Origin of the sequence: Thermodesulfovibrio sp. 3907-1M (genome assembly GCF_040450955.1) — a bacterium.
GTDB classification, from domain to species: domain Bacteria; phylum Nitrospirota; class Thermodesulfovibrionia; order Thermodesulfovibrionales; family Thermodesulfovibrionaceae; genus Thermodesulfovibrio; species Thermodesulfovibrio autotrophicus.
Window position 1 is genome coordinate 776,845 of sequence record NZ_CP144373.1, and the last position, 18,653, is coordinate 795,497.

General features: G+C 37.0%; 19 protein-coding genes. 4 read left to right on the forward strand and 15 right to left on the reverse strand.

Features of this window, described 5'->3' with window-relative positions; genetic code table 11:
* Positions 1-3: 3 nt before the first annotated feature.
* The 8 genes from ruvC to ileS are packed head-to-tail and all read right to left on the reverse strand — an operon-like array spanning position 4 to position 6,684.
* Positions 4-531: a crossover junction endodeoxyribonuclease RuvC gene (ruvC, locus tag V4D30_RS04050; RefSeq protein WP_353684968.1), complete on the reverse strand. Its 528-nt coding sequence runs from the start codon at positions 529-531 to the stop codon at positions 4-6.
* Positions 531-1,133 (reverse strand): D-sedoheptulose 7-phosphate isomerase, encoded by a 603-nt coding sequence (locus V4D30_RS04055; protein ID WP_353684969.1) that lies wholly within the window; start codon positions 1,131-1,133, stop codon positions 531-533. The genes ruvC and V4D30_RS04055 overlap by 1 nt, the downstream gene beginning before the upstream one ends.
* A complete protein-coding gene (locus V4D30_RS04060; protein ID WP_353684970.1) occupies positions 1,134-1,619 on the reverse strand; it encodes an HIT domain-containing protein in 486 nt (161 codons plus the stop codon). It lies immediately after the preceding gene.
* A complete protein-coding gene (locus V4D30_RS04065; RefSeq protein ID WP_353684971.1) occupies positions 1,616-2,329 on the reverse strand; it encodes a uracil-DNA glycosylase in 714 nt (237 codons plus the stop codon). The genes V4D30_RS04060 and V4D30_RS04065 overlap by 4 nt, the downstream gene beginning before the upstream one ends.
* Entirely contained in the window at positions 2,314-3,165 is an 852-nt protein-coding gene (locus tag V4D30_RS04070; protein ID WP_353684972.1) for an NAD(+)/NADH kinase, read from the reverse strand. Before V4D30_RS04070 ends, V4D30_RS04065 begins: the two co-directional genes overlap by 16 nt.
* Positions 3,166-3,573: a tRNA (adenosine(37)-N6)-threonylcarbamoyltransferase complex ATPase subunit type 1 TsaE gene (gene tsaE / locus V4D30_RS04075; RefSeq protein WP_353684973.1), complete on the reverse strand. Its 408-nt coding sequence runs from the start codon at positions 3,571-3,573 to the stop codon at positions 3,166-3,168. It abuts the gene before it with no gap.
* Positions 3,570-4,013 carry a signal peptidase II gene (lspA, locus tag V4D30_RS04080; RefSeq protein ID WP_353684974.1) on the reverse strand — a complete coding sequence of 148 codons (444 nt, stop codon included), beginning with the start codon at positions 4,011-4,013 and terminating at the stop codon, positions 3,570-3,572. Before lspA ends, tsaE begins: the two co-directional genes overlap by 4 nt.
* The gene (ileS, locus tag V4D30_RS04085) at positions 3,994-6,684 is read right to left on the reverse strand and encodes an isoleucine--tRNA ligase (RefSeq protein ID WP_353684975.1); all 2,691 of its coding nucleotides are present in this window, start codon (positions 6,682-6,684) and stop codon (positions 3,994-3,996) included. The genes lspA and ileS overlap by 20 nt, the downstream gene beginning before the upstream one ends.
* Before the next feature lie 136 nt (positions 6,685-6,820).
* Here ileS and V4D30_RS04090 point away from each other — a divergent pair, with 136 nt between their 5' ends.
* Positions 6,821-8,176, forward strand: a complete 1,356-nt coding sequence (locus V4D30_RS04090; protein ID WP_353684976.1) for a TldD/PmbA family protein — start codon at positions 6,821-6,823, stop codon at positions 8,174-8,176.
* 108 nt (positions 8,177-8,284) lie between these two features.
* Complete coding sequence (lpxC, locus tag V4D30_RS04095) at positions 8,285-9,163, forward strand: UDP-3-O-acyl-N-acetylglucosamine deacetylase (protein ID WP_353684977.1); 879 nt, start codon at positions 8,285-8,287, stop codon at positions 9,161-9,163.
* Here lpxC and opp4C read toward each other — a convergent pair.
* The 4 genes from opp4C to V4D30_RS04115 form a co-directional block, all read right to left on the reverse strand.
* Entirely contained in the window at positions 9,160-9,999 is an 840-nt protein-coding gene (opp4C, locus tag V4D30_RS04100) for an oligopeptide ABC transporter permease (protein ID WP_353684978.1), read from the reverse strand. The two genes, lpxC and opp4C, sit on opposite strands and share 4 nt — an antisense overlap.
* Entirely contained in the window at positions 9,992-10,972 is a 981-nt protein-coding gene (locus tag V4D30_RS04105) for an ABC transporter permease (protein WP_353684979.1), read from the reverse strand. Before V4D30_RS04105 ends, opp4C begins: the two co-directional genes overlap by 8 nt.
* Positions 10,973-10,998: 26 nt before the next feature.
* A complete protein-coding gene (locus tag V4D30_RS04110) occupies positions 10,999-11,661 on the reverse strand; it encodes a 4Fe-4S binding protein (protein WP_353684980.1) in 663 nt (220 codons plus the stop codon).
* Positions 11,662-11,741: 80 nt separating this feature from the next.
* Positions 11,742-12,443, reverse strand: coding sequence for a methyltransferase (locus V4D30_RS04115; RefSeq protein ID WP_353684981.1), 702 nt, complete (start codon positions 12,441-12,443; stop codon positions 11,742-11,744).
* A 233-nt stretch (positions 12,444-12,676) separates the two neighbouring features.
* On the opposite strand from V4D30_RS04115, the gene V4D30_RS04120 reads away from it, so the two are divergent.
* A complete protein-coding gene (locus V4D30_RS04120; RefSeq protein WP_353684982.1) occupies positions 12,677-12,943 on the forward strand; it encodes a DUF2934 domain-containing protein in 267 nt (88 codons plus the stop codon).
* The gene (gene amrS / locus V4D30_RS04125) at positions 12,940-13,950 is read left to right on the forward strand and encodes an AmmeMemoRadiSam system radical SAM enzyme (protein WP_353684983.1); all 1,011 of its coding nucleotides are present in this window, start codon (positions 12,940-12,942) and stop codon (positions 13,948-13,950) included. Before V4D30_RS04120 ends, amrS begins: the two co-directional genes overlap by 4 nt.
* Before the next feature lie 15 nt (positions 13,951-13,965).
* Here amrS and V4D30_RS04130 read toward each other — a convergent pair whose 3' ends face one another.
* Genes V4D30_RS04130 through V4D30_RS04140 form a run of 3 tightly spaced genes read right to left on the reverse strand, consistent with a single transcriptional unit; the run spans position 13,966 to position 18,648 of the window.
* Positions 13,966-14,448, reverse strand: a complete 483-nt coding sequence (locus V4D30_RS04130) for an adenosine-specific kinase (protein ID WP_353684984.1) — start codon at positions 14,446-14,448, stop codon at positions 13,966-13,968.
* A 34-nt stretch (positions 14,449-14,482) separates the two neighbouring features.
* Positions 14,483-17,560, reverse strand: coding sequence for an efflux RND transporter permease subunit (locus V4D30_RS04135; protein ID WP_353684985.1), 3,078 nt, complete (start codon positions 17,558-17,560; stop codon positions 14,483-14,485).
* Positions 17,560-18,648, reverse strand: a complete 1,089-nt coding sequence (locus tag V4D30_RS04140) for an efflux RND transporter periplasmic adaptor subunit (RefSeq protein ID WP_353684986.1) — start codon at positions 18,646-18,648, stop codon at positions 17,560-17,562. Before V4D30_RS04140 ends, V4D30_RS04135 begins: the two co-directional genes overlap by 1 nt.
* Positions 18,649-18,653: the final 5 nt, after the last annotated feature.

Sequence of the window (18,653 nt, forward strand, 5' to 3'; positions counted from 1 at the left end):
TATTTATTTTAACACTTTTAAAAGCTTTCTTGAGTGAATATGGCATATTGCTACAGCCAGAGCATCAGCACAGTCATAGGAAATTTTTTTATCAATATTTAATAAATTATAAACCATGCTTTTAACCTGGATTTTATGAGCCCTTCCATATCCGGTAAGAGCTTTTTTTATTTCTGTAGAGCCGTATTCATAAACAGATATATTTTTTTGCGCTGCCACTAAAAAAGCTATTGCCCTTGTATATCCGAGAATAAAGGAAGAAGGAATTTTTTTCCCTGCAAATATTTTCTCTACAGCCATCTCATAGGGACTGTATTTTTCAATCACCTGTAATAAGGATTCATAGATAAACTTAAGCCTGTCTGGTAGGCTTAAATTGTGAGAAATATTTATGGTGTCAGCATGAATTAATCTTATCTGACTAAACTTTGAACTTTGAACTTTGAACTTTGAATCACCGAAGGTGGTTGAAGTATCCACTATTCCATAGCCAAAATGTCTGCTACCAGGGTCAATACCTATAACTACCATTATTTCATCTTTTTTTTAGTTGCTGGAAGCTCAAATAGTATATCTTCTACAAGTTCGCACAGAATGTGACCAAGTGTGATATGGGTTTCCTGAATTCTTGGAGTATCCTCTGACGGAACAGCAAAAGCGTAATCAACTTTTGAAATCAGTTTTTCACCTCTTATGCTTGTAAAGGCAATCGTCTTAAGCCCTCTTTTTTTAGCTATCTCAACTGCTTTAATAACATTCCTTGATGAGCCAGATGTGCTTATTCCGATTGCTATATCCCCGGAGTTTCCCAATGCTTTAATCTGCTTTGCAAAAATCTCAGAGTAATCATAATCATTAGCTATTGCTGTAATTACAGCCATGTCTGTGTTTAAAGCAATTGCTGGAAGTCCTGGCCTTTCTCTTTTAAATCTGTTAACAAACTCTGCAGCAATGTGGGAGGCATCTGTAGCACTTCCACCATTGCCAAAGATTAAAATTTTACTGCCTTCATTAAGAGTTTTTGCGATAATTTCAGCAACTTCTTTAATCAGATTTATATTTTCTCTGAAAAACTGCTCCTTAACCCTGATTGAATCTTCATAGGCTTTTCTGATTTTGTCTTCTATCTGCATTTATTCTTCCTCCTTAAAACATGGATAGAGTTTGTCATAGGTTACGAGGATATGCTCTGGAACGACCCGCACATCCTCAAGTATAGTCATAAATCCCACATCTCCTGCCCATCTGGGAACGATGTGCCAGTGAAGATGCTCATCAATGCTTGCAGAGGCAACAACTCCTATATTGAGTCCTATATTAAATCCATCAGGATGCATTACCTTTTTAAGACATTTCAAACACTTAACTGTAAGAATCATGCACTCTGTGAGTTCCTCTGTGTTCAGTTCTTCAAGACTGTGCACATGTCTGTACGGAACAACCATAAGATGTCCTGAGCTGTAGGGGTATTTATTCATAATAATAAAAGAAAGCTTGCCTCTGTAAAGAATCAGGTTATCTCTGTCTCTGTCTTCTTTTGGTTTGTCACAGAATATGCATCCCTTTTCTTTCTGTCCAAGTATGTATTCAATTCTCCATGGTGCCCATAAAACTTTCATCTAATCCTCCTTAGAGCTTCCTGTGCATCCTGCCATGTTAGCCATTTATCTTTTCTGTTTCTAAGTAAATAAGCTGGATGAAATGTAGGTATAACAGGAATTTGATTATAAAAGAAAACTCTCCCTCTTATTCTGGATATATGCAAATCCTTTAGTTTCCCATGCATCCCCATTAATGTATAGGTTGCTACTCTGCCAAGACACATAATTACTTGAGGAGAAACTATCTCTATCTCTCTTCTTAAATAATCAAAACACTCGAAAACTTCACTTTCTAAAGGATCTCTATTCATTGGAGGATGACATTTTACAGTATTGGTTATATAAACATCTTTTCTGTTAAATCCCATTTTTTCTATAAGGCTTGTTAAAACTTTACCTGCCTCACCAACAAAAGGACTGCCCTGCAAATCCTCCTCCACACCTGGTGCTTCACCAACAAACATTAGTTTTGCATTAATACTACCTTCCCCACATACAGGATTTTTTCTTGAATTGCTCAAAGGACATTTTTTACATTGTCTTATTTCTTCATTCAATTTCTCGATGGATAACTGCGCATATTCTGAAGATTCATCATAGTTTGCGGGAAATGCTCCTTCAGAAAACTGCTCCAGCAACGATTGAACAAACTGCCCTGGCAGATCTTTAAAACCAAGACTTTTACAAAAATTCAGGATATCAACTATATTGTCTATCTTTCGCCCCATCTCAGCTTCTCTCTTAAAACTCTGAAGTAATCTCTACCAGAAGGTGCAATAAGATAGGTTTTTTCATCAGCTATCCTGCATCTAACTTTATCATTTTTCTGCAAAGGAAAACCAATCTGTCCATCCACTGTTAAAAATATGTCTCTCGCGTGCGAAGAAATCACCACATCAATTACAAAATCATCTGGCAGAACAATAGGTCTAACAGTCAGTGTATGGGGACATATTGTGGTGAATACTAAACCTTTTAATGTGGGATACAGAATAGGACCTCCTGCTGAGAGATTATAGGCTGTTGAACCTGTTGGTGTAGAAATTATTATTCCATCAGCCTTTATTGTGGAAACATATACATTGTTTATAATTAAATCAAAGTCTGAAATCTTTGCCATTATACCTTTACCAATGACAATGTCATTAAGTCCAAGATACTCATTAACTATCTTTTCATCTCTCAGAACCTGAGCATTTATCATGCTTCTTTCTTCTATCTCATAATCTCCTGAAAATATCTGCTCCAGGCAATTAAATAAATCAGCTCTTGGAATCTCTGTTATAAATCCAAGCTTTCCCATGTTTATTCCAATTATTGGAATTTTTTTCCCTCCAATAAGTCTGGAAGCACTGAGCATTGTTCCATCTCCACCAAGAACAACAACTGCATCAGAGCTTTGAATTGCCATTATCTCGGAATGATTAAAACTGGAAAAAAATCCAATAGAATGGAAAACTATACATTCAGCACTTCTATTTTTCAGCCAATCCTGAACTTTAATAGCTGTTTCAATGGCTGAATTATCATTTTCTTTGTAAAGAATTGAAAGCTTTTTAAACATTTAAATCTCCATCTCAAAAACTCTTGTTGTCTCATCAACTAAATCTATTTTAATCTTTAAAGCATTTTCAGGCAAATCACTGAGTCTCTGAGCCCACTCTATCACACAGGTGCAAACTTCAAAATACTCCCATAAATCAATATCTTCATTTTTGACATTGTCAAGCCTGTAAAGGTCAATATGACAGAAGTCTGCTTCAGGATAGTGTGACACTATTACAAAACTTGAGCTTGCTATATCTTTTTCCTCTATTCCAAATGATGAAGCAATCCCTTTTGTCAAAATAGTTTTACCTGCTCCCATCTCTCCATAAAGAGCTATGACTTTTATTCCCTGTTTCTGCGCAAAACTTCCGAGCATTTTACCCAGGATTTTTGTTTCTTCCTCTGAGTATGTAAAAATCCTCATTTTTTCAGGCTCTTGTAGACAAAAAGCACAATTCCTATGCTTATAGCTGAATCCGCCACATTAAAAGCTGGCCAGTGAAGATTTTTCAGATGAAGATCTATGAAGTCTATAACATAACCATAAATAAGCCTGTCAATAATATTTCCTAAGGCGCCTGCAATTATAAGTGAATAAATCAACCAGTTCTGAGGATCCTTGAAATACATATAAATAAGAAATAATGTAGCAAATAAAGCAATTACGATAAAAAATCCTGCACCTAAAAATTTGAACATTCCAAAGGCTGTGCCTGTGTTTTCAACATAAACAAGATTAAAAAAAGGTAAAAGCTTGATTACTCCATGGGGAGCTAAAAACTCAATAGCAAGATACTTTGTAAGCTGATCAAAGAAAACAACAAGAAAAATCAAAATCAATGATTTATGAAATTTTAAGGACATGATAACATCTTGGACATACATCAGGAATTTCAAGTTTTCCAACCATAGCAGAATAATTCCAGCAACGCTGACATTTAGCTCCTTCAGCTTTCTCTATCGTAACGGTAAATTCAGTGTCCTGAGACTCTACGAGTTGTACCTGGGAGACAATAAATAAAGCTGGTAAAAACTCATAGTAAGGTTCTAAAAAACTCTTTAATTTTTCATTAACAGATAGCACTACCTTTGCCTCAAGAGAGTTTCCTATTAATTTTTCCTGTCTTTTTATCTCCAGTGCTCTATTAACCTCATCCCTTATCTCAATCAGTTTTTCCCACTTAAATTGAAGCTCTTCATCTATGAAATTTTCCTGAACATCAGGCATTTTTTCTAAAAATACACTTTCTGTTTTCCTGTAAGGAAGATGTTGCCATGCCTCTTCTGCTGTAAATGAAAGAATTGGAGCAATTAATTTAATTAAAGAGTCAGCAATGTTGTATAAGACCCATTGTGCAGCTCTTCTTTCCTGTGAGTCAGATTTAAATGTATAGAGCCTGTCCTTTAAAATGTCAAGATAAAAGGCGCTCATGTCAGTAACGCAGAAGTTATAAACTGCATGGAAAACCTGATGAAACTCAAAATTTTCATAAGCAGCCTTTACCTTTGTAATCAGTTTTTGAAGCCTCATCATTGCCCATCTGTCTATCTCAAGAAGACAGTCTGAATAGTCTTTACCATCGTAGTCATAGATATTTCCTAAAAGATATCTCAATGTGTTTCTTATTTTTCTGTAAGCCTCTGTAAGTCTTGAAAGAATTTCCTGAGAAAGCTTTATGTCATCTCTATAATCTTCTGCTGAAACCCATAATCTTACAATATCAGCTCCGTTACTCTTTATAATTTCCTGTGGAGCTATTACATTTCCCAGAGATTTGGACATCTTTCTTCCCTGTCCATCAACTGTAAATCCATGAGTAAGAACAATCTTATACGGCGCTCTTCCTTTGTTGCCCAGTGAAGCAATTAACGAGCTCTGAAACCATCCCCTGTGTTGATCACTTCCTTCAAGATACATGTCAGCAGGCCAGCTTAGCCTCGGGTCTCTCTCAAGCACTGCTGCATGACTTACTCCGGAGTCAAACCATACATCAAGAATGTCTTTTTCTTTTTGAAAATCCTTTGAGCCACATTCTGGACAGCTATACCCGGGAATTAAATCTTCAAGATTGAGCTTAAACCACACATCAGAGCCTTCTGCTTCAACAAGACTACAGATTTTATTAAATAAATTTTCATCATTTACTATATATCCGCATTTTTTACAGACAAATAATGTAATCGGAACACCCCATGTTCTCTGGCGAGAAAGACACCAGTCTGGTCTTCTCTCAATCATTGAAAATATTCTATCTCTTCCCCATGAAGGAATCCATCTTACTTTGTCTACCTCAGCAAGAGCCCGCTTACGAAGCTCTCCATGACTCATTGAAATAAACCACTGAGTTGTTGCCCTGAAAATAATTGGTTTTTTACATCTCCAGCAATGGGGATAAGAATGCTTTATACTACCATGCCAGAGTAATGAGCCAGTTTCCTTCATGTGTTCTATTATTGCTTTATTCGCTTTAAAAACATTCTCCCCAGCAAAGTAAGGCACATCCTCTGTGAATCTTCCTCTATCATCAACAGGAGCATAAATTTCAAGCCCATATTTTAAGCCAACTTCATAGTCCTCTTCACCATGTCCTGGTGCAATGTGAACCACTCCTGTGCCTTCTGCTGTTTCAACAAAATCAGCAACCACAACCTTTGAGACTCTATCTATAAAGGGATGTTTTGCTTTTATTCCTTCAAGCTCTTTACCCTTAATCTCAAACAGAGGTGTTTCATCTATTTCAATTTTGTCTTTTAAATTCCTGATTGCTTCTTTAACAATTATAAGCACACCTTTTGAGCTTTTTACTCCCACATAATCAAAATCTGGATGAACTGCCAGAGCAAAATTTGCAGGAAGGGTCCAAGGAGTTGTTGTCCATATAACAATGTATATTGGCAAATCTTTAACTGGTAATTTCTCTTTATCAATCACTTCAAAGATTACAAACACTGAAGGAGACTCTTTCTCAGCATACTCAACTTCTGCATCAGCCAGTGCAGTGATACAGGAAGGACACCAGTAAACAGGCTTTTTACCCCTGTAAACATAGCCATTTTTAACAAAAGTGAGAAACTCTCTTACAATTGTAGCTTCATAGTCATTTGACATAGTTATGTAAGGTGTTTCCCAGTAACCAAAAACTCCAAGACGAATAAACTCATCCCTTTGAATGTTTATAAATTTCTCAGCATATTCTCTACAGAGCTGACGTTTTTTAAAAATATCAATATTTTCCTTTGCTTTTCCCAGTGATTTATCTACCTGTAGCTCAATTGGCAGTCCATGACAATCCCATCCTGGAACAAAGGGACAGTATTGTCCAAGCATGGAATGATATTTAACAATTATGTCTTTAAGAATTTTGTTCAAAGCATGCCCGATGTGAATATGACCGTTGGCATAAGGAGGACCATCATGAAGAATGAAACATCTTACTCCAGAAGCTCTGTTTTTGTCCTGAAGTTTCTCGTATATCCTATTTTCTTTCCAGAATTTTAAAATTTCAGGCTCTCTTTCAGCAAGATTCGCCTTCATAGGGAATCCTGTCTGCGGTAAATTAAGAGTGTTTTTGTAATCCTGCGACATAAATTAAAGAATACCACAATATTTTATGAAAATTCAAACCTTCATGTGATATTATAAAAAATAAACAAACTCTATGGAGGCATTGATGGATTTAGTAAGTGACATATTAAGGAAATTAAAAGGAGAGTATGTTGATATTTTCCTTGAGGAAAAAATAACAAATCAGCTTCAGATAGAAGAAAATAAAGTTCAAAAATGCTCTTCAGTTTTTGATAAAGGACTGGGAGTAAGAGTAATCAAAGAAGGAAAAACCTTTTATGCCTACACAAATGATTTAACAAAAAAAGGGATTGAAGAGTTAATCTCCTCTTTAAAAAGCAAGGACAATGGTAAGCATCTCAATCTGAAAAAGATCGAGCCTGCAAAGCAATTTTTTATAAAAAACAATCCAGAAGATGTTGAAATATCACATAAAATAAATTTTATAAAAAGAGCCAATGAAGTGGCATGGAAAGAAAGTCCAAAAATCAAACAAGTAAAAGTTCTATACGCTGATTCTGTTCAGAAAGTTAAAATAGCTAATTCACAAGGAAATTTTACGGAAGAAAAAAGAATTCACACGCTTTTTCTGATTCATGTTGTAGCCCATGAAGATGGAGTTATTCAAACAGGATATGAAGCAGTAGGAGGATTTAAAGGAATTGAGCTTTTTGAGGAATTTCTGCCTGAAGAGATTTCACTTAAAACGACAAAGAGAGCTTTAATGATGCTCAAGGCAAGACGGATTCAGGGAGGAAGAATGCCTGTTGTGATTTCCTCTGAAGCCGGTGGAACAATGATACATGAAGCAGTGGGACACGGACTTGAAGCAGACCTCGTTCAGGAAGGACTTTCAGTTTACAGTGGAAAAATTGGACAAAAAATAGCTTCAGAATTAATCACTGTAATTGACGATCCAACTCTCCCTAATATGAGAGGATCCTACGTTTTTGATGACGAAGGGACGCCTTCACAGAGGACAGTTTTAGTTGAAAAAGGGATTCTCGTTAATTATCTTTATGATAAATACACAGCAATAAAAGAAGGGAAAAAATCAACAGGAAATGGAAGAAGGCAGTCTTATGAGCATTATCCAATTCCAAGAATGAGTAATACTTTTATTGCACCTGGAGAACACTCTCCAGAAGAAATAGTTCGCTCAGTTGATAAAGGACTCTTTGTTAAAAAAATGGGTGGTGGGCAAGTTAACACTGTTACTGGAGAGTTTGTTTTTGAAGTTCAAGAGGGTTATCTTATAGAAAAAGGTATGATTGGAGAGCCTGTAAGGGGCGCGTTGCTGATTGGCACAGGACAGGAAATTTTAAGAAACATTGATATGGTTGGCAATGATCTGGGATTTTCCATCGGCACATGTGGAAAAAACTCTCAGGGAGTTCCTGTTACAGATGGAATGCCAACGGTAAGAATTCCTGAGATAGTTGTTGGAGGACAAGCAAACTAAATGTTTTATTTTTTCCATGAATGTATCATTTTTACCACATTAATATCCTGGATGAACTAATAATTTCAGCAATTCTGTTCTGGCATTCTTTTTGTATATCACTTCTTGATGCCTTTTCAGAAAACTATAAGATCAGAAATTGCACTGTCCGGTGTGGGAATACACACAGGTAAAAGAATTAATATAAGACTTATTCCTGCCCAGAGGGATACGGGTATAATCTTTTATAGAACAGATAAAGGATTGTCAATTAAGGCAAAACTTCCTTTTGTTATTGATACATCTCTTGCAACAACAATAGGGATTGATGGAATAAAAGTTAGAACAGTTGAACATCTTCTTGCTACTTTGCATGTTTTTGGAATAACAAATGTCATTATTGAAATAGACGGTTCAGAAATCCCTGTGATGGATGGAAGTGCTATTGATTTTGCAAAAATTATTATGAAAACAGGAACTTCAAAACAGGGTAAAACAATACCTATATTAAAAATAACAAAGCCATGTATTTACGAAGAATCACGTTCACGAATTGTTGCCAAACCACACAAAGGCTTTAGGATAACCTATAAAATTTTTTATGAACATCCCTTAATTTTAGAACAATCTCTATCAATTGAAATCAATGAACAAAACTTTCTTAAAGAAATCGCACCTGCGAGGACTTTCGGATTTTTAAAGGACATACAGTATCTTCTTCAAAACGGTTTTGCTCGTGGAGGTTCATTGGAAAATGCTCTTGTTCTTGACGAAAAAGGAGTTGTAGGAGGAAAACTCAGATTCAAAGATGAATTTGTAAGACATAAAATCCTTGATGCAATCGGTGATTTATCTTTATTGGGTTTCCCTCTGCAGGGACACTTTATAATTGAAAAGGGCGGGCATACTGCTCATATAAACTTCTTAAAACATCTTATTGAATCAGGCTGTTACGAATTAGAAGAAGAACCTTACTTTAATTTTCAACTATCAGCACAGGCTGTTTAATCCTCAGTCCAGTGCTTCGGATCAAGAGCATCTCTTAATGCTTCACCAAGAAGATTAAAGGACAACACTGTTAAAAATATGGCTAAACCAGGAAATAGACTCATCCACCATGCAACAGTAATGTAGTCTTTACCAACGCTTAAAATTCCTCCCCAGCTTGGCTCAGGCGGCTGGATTCCAAGTCCAAGAAAGCTTAATCCACTCTCAATTAATATAGCTCCGCCAACAGAAAACGTTGCGGCAACTATAACAGGATAAATTGCATTAGGAAGAATATGCTTAAAAATGATTCTACCAGAACTTGCACCAATTGCTCTTGCAGCAAGAACAAACTCTCTTTCCTTCAATGATAAAACCTCTGCTCTCACAAGTCTTGCCACATCCATCCATCCTGTAAGCCCTATTACTAACATAATTATGTAAATGCTTGGCTCAAGCACAGCAACAACAGCCAGAATTAAAAACAATGTTGGAAAAGCAAGCATCACATCAACAACTCTCATTATCAACGAATCAATCCATCCTCCGTAATATCCTGCAATTGCACCGAGTATTGTTCCAGTAAAAACAGCAATTCCCATTGCAAGAAATCCTACTCTAAGAGACACCCTTGCACCGTAAATTATTCTTGAGAAAACATCCCGTCCAAGCTCATCAGTGCCAAAGGGATGCTGCTTTGATGGTGGTTCAAGAACATGATAAACATTAATTTTGTATGGATCATATGGAGCAAAATAAGAAGCAAAAATTGCAATAAAAAATACAAAAAGAATAAATACCAAACCTACAACTGCCAGTTTATTTCTTAAAACTCTTTTCAGTATAAGCTTAAACATCCCGTTTTACCCTTATTCTTGGGTCAACAACAAAATATGCAATGTCTGCGAGAAGATTGCCAATCAATGTCAATAATGCACCGAACAGCAATATTCCCATTATTGTTGGATAATCCCTTGCCATGGCAGAAGAATAAAAAAGCTGTCCCATTCCTGGAATGGAAAAAATACTTTCAAATATCACGCTTCCACCGATAAGTCCTGGAATTGCAAGTCCTAAAAGCGTTACAACTGGCAGCAAAGCATTCCTTAAGGCATGTCTGACAATAACAACTCTTTCAGGCAATCCCTTTGCTCTTGCTGTCCTTATAAAATCCTGTCTCAGAACCTCAAGCATACTTGAACGGGTATATCTGGACATTCCAGCAAGTCCTGCAAAGGACATAATTGTAACTGGCAAAATAAGATGTTTTATCCAGTCAACTACTCTTTCATGAAAAGGCATTGTTTCAGCTCCAATACTCTGAATTCCGGAAATGGGAAGCCATCCAAGATTTACGCCAAAAACAATCATGGCAAGCAAAGCAATCCAGAAAGTTGGAACAGAAAAGCCTGTAAAAACAAAAACTGTAAGAACTCTGTCAAAGACACTTCCTGGTTTCAAAGCTGAAAAAACTCCAATTGGAATAGAGACAACAAGAATAAGAAGAAGGGAAAGCAGATTAAGAGTCACAGTGATTGGAAGTCTCTCTTTTATTTTTTCTTTAACAGGCCTTCCATCAACAAAACTCTTTCCCAAATCCAGTGTAATAACCATCCTCAGCCAGTTTAAATATCTTTCGTGAAGGGGTTTGTCAAGTCCGTAAAGCTTTTTTAAAGACTCCATTGCTTCAGGAGATGCCTTTGGTGAGAGCTCTTCAGTAAAGCTTGCAGGTGAACCCGGTGCAAGATTTATCACAATAAAACATATAAGAGTGATACCAAAAAGAATTGGAATCATCAGAAAAAATCGCTTGAGTATGTAAGAAAGCATAGACTAAATTTTACAATAAAAAACAGTTATTTGGAAATCCTTAAAACCCCATCTATGTCCACTATTTTCTCTTCCATTGGAACTTCTACCTGAGCCCTTTTCATTGCCTCCTTTACAATCCAGCTTAATCCTCCACAACATGGAACTATCATTCTTAAAACAGTTAAGGATTTAATATCATTGAGCCTGAAAACCTCTGCAAGTTTTTCAATATATAAACTGGCATCATCAAGCTTGGGACATGCAATAAGCAACTTTCTGTTTTTCAATAAATTTTCGTGAAATCCACTGTATGAAAAAGCCGTGCAGTCTGCAGCAATGACAAGATCAGCTCCCTTTAAAAAAGGAGCATTCACAGAGACAAGCTTCAATTGAATGGGCCAGTTGTTCAATTTATGATTTTTAGCAAATGTCAAGCACTCGCAAACAGGTGCTTCAACTTTCCTTAGCAATTCAAGATGCTTTTTGGTTGCCTCTTCATCAAAAGGCTTTGCCTCTCTCTGCACAATTGTTATAGCACCCTTTGGACAACTTCCAATGCAAGCACCTAATCCATCACAGTAAATTTCATTAACTAACTTTGCCTTTCCATTAACAATCTGAATAGCACCTTCTTCACAGGCATTAACACAAACTCCGCATCCATCGCATTTATCCTCATCAATTTGAACAATTTGCCTCTTAATCATTTTTTCCTCCTATTTTCAACATTTTTTAATTTATGTGATTAATTCTATAGCATAAAATCAGGCAGGATCTATGATGTAAATCATAGTTTGTATATTAACTCCATCTCCTCTGTATACTTTCCATCTTCTCTGTAAATAAAAAGTGGAGGCTCTACTTTAAGAGCCACCTTACCTCCTTTGACTGCCTCTATGAGAACCATTTTTGCCTCTGCCTTTATTTTTGAATGAACAAAACGAAGCCTTTTTACCTCAAGAGAGTAATTCCCCATTATTTTAATAATTTCAGTCAGTCTTTCGGGCAGATGAATCATATAAAGCCTACCTCTATGTTTTAATACTCTCTGACTTAGTTGGGAGATGTCTTTAACCGTAAGACTCAATTCATGCCTTGCCATAGCCCTTTTTTCCATAGGACTCATCTTACCTGTTCCCGGTCTTCTGAATGGGGGATTGGAAATTACGAGATCATAACCGGAGTCATGAAATTCTTTTGCATCAGAACATAGTATTCTGACTCTATCTTCAACATTGTTTAATTTAGAACTTATACGAGCAAGCACTGCAAGCTCTTCCTGAATTTCTATCATTGTAACATAAGCTTCTGGATATCTTTTTGCTAGAATAATTCCAATGATTCCGGTTCCTGCACCAACGTCTGCAATTTTGTATACTCTTTTTAAATTAACAAAATGAGCAAGAATCAGAGCGTCTACGCTGAAACGATAACCTTCCTCAGGCTGGCAGATTTTTATACTTCCTATAGAGTCAATTGTGTATTGCATAGAAAAAATTATAACATACAGACAAAATCAGAAAAATTTGATATACTTTAAAAAAGATTATTAATTTTTTAGCTGTCATGAGGAGCCAATTTTCTGTTATTCCGAGAGTTAGCGAGGAATCTACTTATTAGTGTGGAGGTAATTGAAAATTAAAAATGTTTGTAATTTTCTGATTTTCAAGAGCTTGTAAATTTTTGAACAGCCTCAATAATTAAAAAAATGGAGGTGTAAAAATGATTGACAGGGAAAAACTTGAGGAGGAAATAAGACAGGTTGCCTATGAGCTTTATGTTAAAAGCGGATGCATTCCTGGAAGAGACCTTGATAACTGGCTTGAGGCTGAAAGAATTGTTATGGTTAAATACGGATTTACAAGACAAGAAAAAGAGCCTCAGACTGCTGAAGCAGAAAAGGAGGATAAACCTAAAAAAAGAGGCAGAAGAGTTTGTAAGAAAGGCTCTGCAACAAAAAAATCAAAAGGCAGAGGCAAAAAATCATGAAGGAAGCTTTATTTTATGAAAAGCTTGAGGACAGAAAGGTAAAATGTGGACTCTGTAATCACCACTGTGTAATTTCTCATGATGCAAGAGGTATCTGCGGAGTTAGGGAAAACAGAGAAGGAGTGCTTTACAGCCTTGTCTATGGAAAAATAATTGCTTACCACATTGATCCGATTGAAAAAAAGCCACTTTTTCACTTTTATCCCGGTTCTGTATCCTACTCAATTGCTACAGTTGGATGCAACTTCCGCTGTCTTCATTGTCAGAACTATACAATCTCACAGTATCCAAAGCTTTACAAAGATATTCCGGGTGAGGATTTTACTCCTGAAGATGTGGTAAATGAGGCAAGAGCAAGCGGCTGTAAGAGTATTTCCTACACCTATACTGAACCAACGATTTTTCTCGAGTTTGCCTATGACTGCATGGTTTTAGCTCATAGGGAAGGAATTAAAAATGTATGGGTAAGCAATGGTTACATGTCAGAGGAAGCTCTGAGATTTGTTGCACCATATCTTGATGCAATAAATGTTGACCTTAAAGGAGATGATGATTTTTACAAAAAAATCTGCGGAGCAAGGCTTGAACCTGTAATGAAAAATATAAGACTTCTTAAAGAACTGAGAGTATGGGTTGAGGTAACAACCTTGATTATTCCTGATTTAAATGATTCAGAAGAATTTTTAAGAAGTGTAGCCCGTTTTCTCGCCTCCATTGATCCTTCCATTCCATGGCATGTAACACAGTTTTATCCAACCTATCAACTTACAGATAAATCAAGAACTCCTGTTGAGACATTAAGAAAAGCGAGGAATATTGGTTTTGAAGAAGGGCTCAGGTTTGTCTATGTCGGTAATATTCCTGGTGAAGGAGGAGAAAACACATACTGCCCTAATTGTAAAAAGCTTCTCATTGAGCGATTTGGATTTTTTATCAATAAAATAAACATAAAACAGTCCCGATGCACAAACTGCGGGACTGCTGTTGAAGGAGTTGGATTGCCATGAATCTGAGATTATTTATTAAATTTTATACTTAATTTTTCTCAAAAAATCTTTTCTGTGCTGACGGTCTTTTTCGTTTTCAACTCCCTTAGGTGAAAAACCATCAATTACACCAAGAATGCCTCTTCCAAGCTCTGTTTCTGCAACCACTACCTCAAGAGGATTTGCTGTGGCACAGTAAATACCGCATACTTCCTGACACATCTTTATTGCATTTAAAACACTGATAGGGAAAGCATCTTTCATGAGAATGCAGAATACATGACCTGCGCCTATGTTTTGCAGGTTTTTAATGCATACATCTCTTAATTCTTCATCATTTCCTTCAGAGCGAATAAGACATGGACCTGATGCTTCTGTAAAGGCAACTGCAAACTTTGCATGGGGAATATGGGTTGCAAGTATCTCATAAAGGTCTTCAGCGGTTTTTATGAAATGAGTCTGCCCAAGTATTATGTTACATCCTTCAGGAATCTCAACTTTTATTGATTTAAGTTCCATATGCCACCTCCATTTTTTTCAAATTATATCACATTTATCTTTTCCTGCCAAGCCATCTCTGAAGTCTATCCATGTAAAGATAAAACACAGGAGTAACAAAAAGTGTAAGCATCTGGGAGAAAAGCAAGCCTCCTACCACAGCAAGTCCAAGTGGCTGACGAACCTCACCACCTGCGCCAACTCCAAGAGCAATTGGTAAAGCTCCAAAGAGTGCTGCAGCAGTTGTCATCATTATTGGACGAAACCTTATAAGACAGGCACTGTAGATTGCTTCCTCAGGTTTCATACCTTCATTTCTCTGAGCATGAAGGGCAAAGTCTATCATCATTATTCCATTTTTCTTTACAAGTCCTATGAGCATTATTATTCCCACGAAAGCATAAATATTTAATTCAACTCCAAAGACAAGCAGAGTAACAAGAGCTCCAAATCCAGCAAAGGGAAGTGCTGAAAGGATTGTTAATGGATGAATAAAGCTTTCATAAAGAATTCCAAGAACTAAATAGACAACAAATACTGCCACAATAAGCAAAAACCACAGTCCCTTGAAGGACTCTTTAAATGCCTGAGCTGCACCCTGAAAGCTTGTCATTATTGTATCTGGTAAAGTTGCCTTCGCAACCTTTTGAATCTCAGTTACTGCTTCACCAAGCGAGACACCTGGCTTAAGATTGAATGATATTGTCACTGAAGGAAGCTGACCTGTATGATTGACTGTCAAAGGACCAATGCTCTGGGATACAGTGGCAACAGAATTAAGGGGTACGAGCTCACCTTTTGAAGAGCGAATATAAAGCATTGAAAGTGCTGAAGGGTCTTTCTGATACTCAGGCTTTAACTCAACAATAACCTGATACTGATTATTTGGAGCATAAATTGTTGAAATCCACTTGCTTCCAAAGGCATCCCATAGTGCATTCTCTATCTGGTCTGCTGTAACACCGAGAGACTCTGCTTTAGAGCGATCAATTTCTATGTTTAACTGAGGTGTTTTTATCTGAAGATTTGATGAAACATCCTGAATAATTGGAATCTGCTTCATCTTTTCTTCTAAAATCTGAGCATGATGATAAAGCTCCTGAAGATCACTTCCTGAAAGGGTAAATTGATAGAGGGCTTTTGTTAGAGTGCCTCCTATACGGATTGTTGGAGGATTTTGAGGATATACCTTAAGTCCGGGAATTGAGTTAAGCTTTGGTCTGAGTTGCTCAATCAGTTTATCCACATGAGGTCTTTCTGAAAGAGGTTTCAAATGCATAAACATTCTCCCATTATTTGGAGCAGGAGAGGCAGGACCAGGTCCCACAGCTGTCATAAAATCCTGAACTGCTGGCTCCTTTAAAACAATCTGAGCTAACTGAAGCTGATGCCTCACCATCTCATCAAAGGATATGTCTTCTGAGGCTTCTGTAATTACGAAAATCTGGCTTTTATCTTCACTTGGAAGAAAACCTGTAGGAATTTTTATAAAAATATAGATTGTAAGACACAAAATCAAAGCAGAACCAATCATTATTAATTTATGATTTCTCAAAGACCAGCTCAAGCTCACTTTATAAAGATTAACCATCCACTCAAAGCCTTTTTCTAAGGCATTATAAAGTCTACTATGTCTTTGATTTTCTACTTTAATGAATCTGCTACACATCATTGGTGTAAGTGTTAATGAGACCAAGCCTGAAATCAAAATTGCAACTGAGATGGTTACGGCAAACTCCTTAAAAAGCCTTCCCACAATTCCACCCATAAAAAGCACAGGAATAAAAACTGCAACAAGTGAAAGAGTCATTGAGAGAATTGTAAACCATATCTCCCTTGAGCCGTTTAAAGCTGCCTCAAAGGATTTTTCTCCTTTTTCCACATGTCTGACAATGTTTTCAAGCATAACAATAGCATCGTCAACGAGAAATCCAATGGAAAGAGTAAGTGCCATAAGGGAGAGATTATCAAGGCTGTATCCAAGAAGATACATAACAGCAAATGTTCCAATTATTGAGATTGGCAGGGCAACTGAGGGTATCACAGTAGCTGAAAGTCTTCTTAAGAAGACAAATATTACCATAACCACTAAAAACACGGTAAAAAGCAGAGTAAACTGAACATCTCTTACAGACTCTTTTATTGACTGAGAGCGATCATAAAGAAGATGGAGGGAAACGCTTTGTGGCATCTGTTTCCTCAGCTCTTCCACTTTCCTCTTTACATCATCAGCTACCTTAACAGTATTTGTTCCGGGCTGTCTGTAAATGGCAAGAACCATTGCTCTTTGAAGCTTTCCCTCACTTCCATACCATGCAGCAAGTTTATCGTTTTCAACACTGTCAATAGCCTCTCCAATATCTTTAATTCTTACAGGAGAGCCTTCTTTACTTTTTACTATCAGCTCATTGTAGTGGGAAGCATTGAAAAGCTGGCCTGTTGCCTCAATGGTAAATGCCTGATAATTACCATAAAGCGTGCCTGTGGGAAGTTCCACATTCCCCTTTTTTATTGCCTGTTCAACCTCATCAATTCCAATTCCCTTGCTTGCTATAAGTCTCGGGTCTATTCTTACTCTTACAGCATATTTTTGAGCTCCAAATATCTGAACCTGTGCCACTCCATTTACCATTGAGATATTCTGAGCTAAAAGTGTATCAGCATACTCATGGAGCCTGTAGAGCGGCATAGTGGGAGAAGTAATTGCAAAATAAAGAATTGGCATATCAGCTGGGTTAACTTTATTATAAGTTGGAGGATTTGGCATGTTTGTGGGAAGTTGGCGGCTTGCTCTTGCAATTGCTGTCTGCACATCCTGTGCTGCTGCATCTATGTCTCTGTTTAAATCAAACTCAAGGGTTATCTGAGTTTGCCCCTTCGCATTAACAGAATTCATTGACTTCAATCCTGAAATTGTTGAAAACTCTCGTTCCAGTGGAGTGGCAACAGCAGATGCCATTGTTTCAGGAGAAGCACCTGGAAGTGAAGCAGAAACGAGTATGGTTGGAAAATCAACATTAGGCAGTTCAGCGATTGGAAGATAACGATATCCCACCAATCCAAAAACAACAATAGCAACCATTAAAAGAGTTGTCATTACGGGACGCTGGATGAAAATCTGGGAGAAATTCATTACTTTTTAATCTCCACCTTTACTCCTGGTGTAAGTCTCAACTGTCCATCAACAACAACAGCTTCCCCTACATTCAATCCCTTTTGTATTGTTACATAATCGCCTATTCTAAGCCCTGGTATAACTTCTCTCATCTCAGCAGTTTTATCATCTTTAACAACCCATACATACTGAGCATTTTGTCCTGTCTGAAGAGCCCTATATGGAATAACCACGGCATTTTTCTTAATTCCTAAGGTTAAAACAACATTAACAAACTGACCGGGCCAAAGCATTTTGTCTTTATTAGGGAACTCTGCTTTAAGCTTTACTGTTCCTGTTGCTACATCAACAGCATTGTCAATAAATACAACCCTGCCCTGTGCAGCATAGTTTGCATCAACACCTTTGACAATTGCTTCAGTTTTAAGCATTCCCTCTGACATTGCTTTTTTAATTCTAAAGAGTTCCTGCTCTGGCACTGAAAAGCGAACAAATATAGGTATTATCTGATTAATGGTTGCAATCTGAGTATCATTTGCCTTTATCATATTTCCCGGATGAACAAGCAATGCTCCTATTTTGCCATCAATGGGTGAGTAGATATAGCAGTAACTAAGTTGCAGTCTTGCATTTTCTAAAATTGCCTGATCTGCCTTTACAGTTGCCTTAAGAGATTCATAGTTTGTGCGAATCTTCTCATACTGCTGTCTTGATACAAGCTCTTCCTTTAGGAGTTCGTCATACCTTTCAAGGTCTGCCCTTGCAAAATCAAGCTGTGCTTTGTCTCTGAGAAGATTTGCCTCAGCCTGCCTTACTGCTTCTTCAAACGGTCTTGGGTCAATCACAAAGAGAAGCTGTCCTTTCTTGACCTCATCACCTTCTTTGAAGTTTGCCTTGATAAGCTGTCCTTCAACTCTTGATTTTATTGTTACTGAAGAATAGGCTTCCACATTTCCTACTGCTGTAATCTGAACTGGCACATCTTTCATAACTGCCTGGGCAACAATAACAGGAACAGCAGGTGCCTGCTTTTTGGGCGTAGATTTTGAACAGGAAAAAAGAATAAAAAAGCAACCAATTAATGAGATTATTTTAAATATGTTCATTTTGT

Bases quoted from the DNA above. Each gene is read 5' to 3' on its own strand.
- V4D30_RS04055 (WP_353684969.1), bottom strand. From the start codon at position 1,133: ATGCAGATAGAAGACAAAATCAGAAAAGCCTATGAAGATTCAATCAGG.
- amrS (WP_353684983.1), top strand. From the start codon at position 12,940: ATGAAGGAAGCTTTATTTTATGAAAAGCTTGAGGACAGAAAGGTAAAA.
- V4D30_RS04090 (WP_353684976.1), top strand. From the start codon at position 6,821: ATGGATTTAGTAAGTGACATATTAAGGAAATTAAAAGGAGAGTATGTT.
- ileS (WP_353684975.1), bottom strand. From the start codon at position 6,684: ATGAAGGCGAATCTTGCTGAAAGAGAGCCTGAAATTTTAAAATTCTGG.
- V4D30_RS04110 (WP_353684980.1), bottom strand. From the start codon at position 11,661: ATGATTAAGAGGCAAATTGTTCAAATTGATGAGGATAAATGCGATGGA.
- tsaE (WP_353684973.1), bottom strand. From the start codon at position 3,573: ATGAGGATTTTTACATACTCAGAGGAAGAAACAAAAATCCTGGGTAAA.
- V4D30_RS04070 (WP_353684972.1), bottom strand. From the start codon at position 3,165: ATGTTTAAAAAGCTTTCAATTCTTTACAAAGAAAATGATAATTCAGCC.
- lspA (WP_353684974.1), bottom strand. From the start codon at position 4,013: ATGTCCTTAAAATTTCATAAATCATTGATTTTGATTTTTCTTGTTGTT.
- V4D30_RS04120 (WP_353684982.1), top strand. From the start codon at position 12,677: ATGATTGACAGGGAAAAACTTGAGGAGGAAATAAGACAGGTTGCCTAT.
- V4D30_RS04105 (WP_353684979.1), bottom strand. From the start codon at position 10,972: ATGCTTTCTTACATACTCAAGCGATTTTTTCTGATGATTCCAATTCTT.
- V4D30_RS04060 (WP_353684970.1), bottom strand. From the start codon at position 1,619: ATGAAAGTTTTATGGGCACCATGGAGAATTGAATACATACTTGGACAG.
- V4D30_RS04130 (WP_353684984.1), bottom strand. From the start codon at position 14,448: ATGGAACTTAAATCAATAAAAGTTGAGATTCCTGAAGGATGTAACATA.
- V4D30_RS04140 (WP_353684986.1), bottom strand. From the start codon at position 18,648: ATGAACATATTTAAAATAATCTCATTAATTGGTTGCTTTTTTATTCTT.
- V4D30_RS04065 (WP_353684971.1), bottom strand. From the start codon at position 2,329: ATGGGGCGAAAGATAGACAATATAGTTGATATCCTGAATTTTTGTAAA.
- ruvC (WP_353684968.1), bottom strand. From the start codon at position 531: ATGGTAGTTATAGGTATTGACCCTGGTAGCAGACATTTTGGCTATGGA.
- V4D30_RS04135 (WP_353684985.1), bottom strand. From the start codon at position 17,560: ATGAATTTCTCCCAGATTTTCATCCAGCGTCCCGTAATGACAACTCTT.
- V4D30_RS04115 (WP_353684981.1), bottom strand. From the start codon at position 12,443: ATGCAATACACAATTGACTCTATAGGAAGTATAAAAATCTGCCAGCCT.
- lpxC (WP_353684977.1), top strand. From the start codon at position 8,285: ATGCCTTTTCAGAAAACTATAAGATCAGAAATTGCACTGTCCGGTGTG.
- opp4C (WP_353684978.1), bottom strand. From the start codon at position 9,999: ATGTTTAAGCTTATACTGAAAAGAGTTTTAAGAAATAAACTGGCAGTT.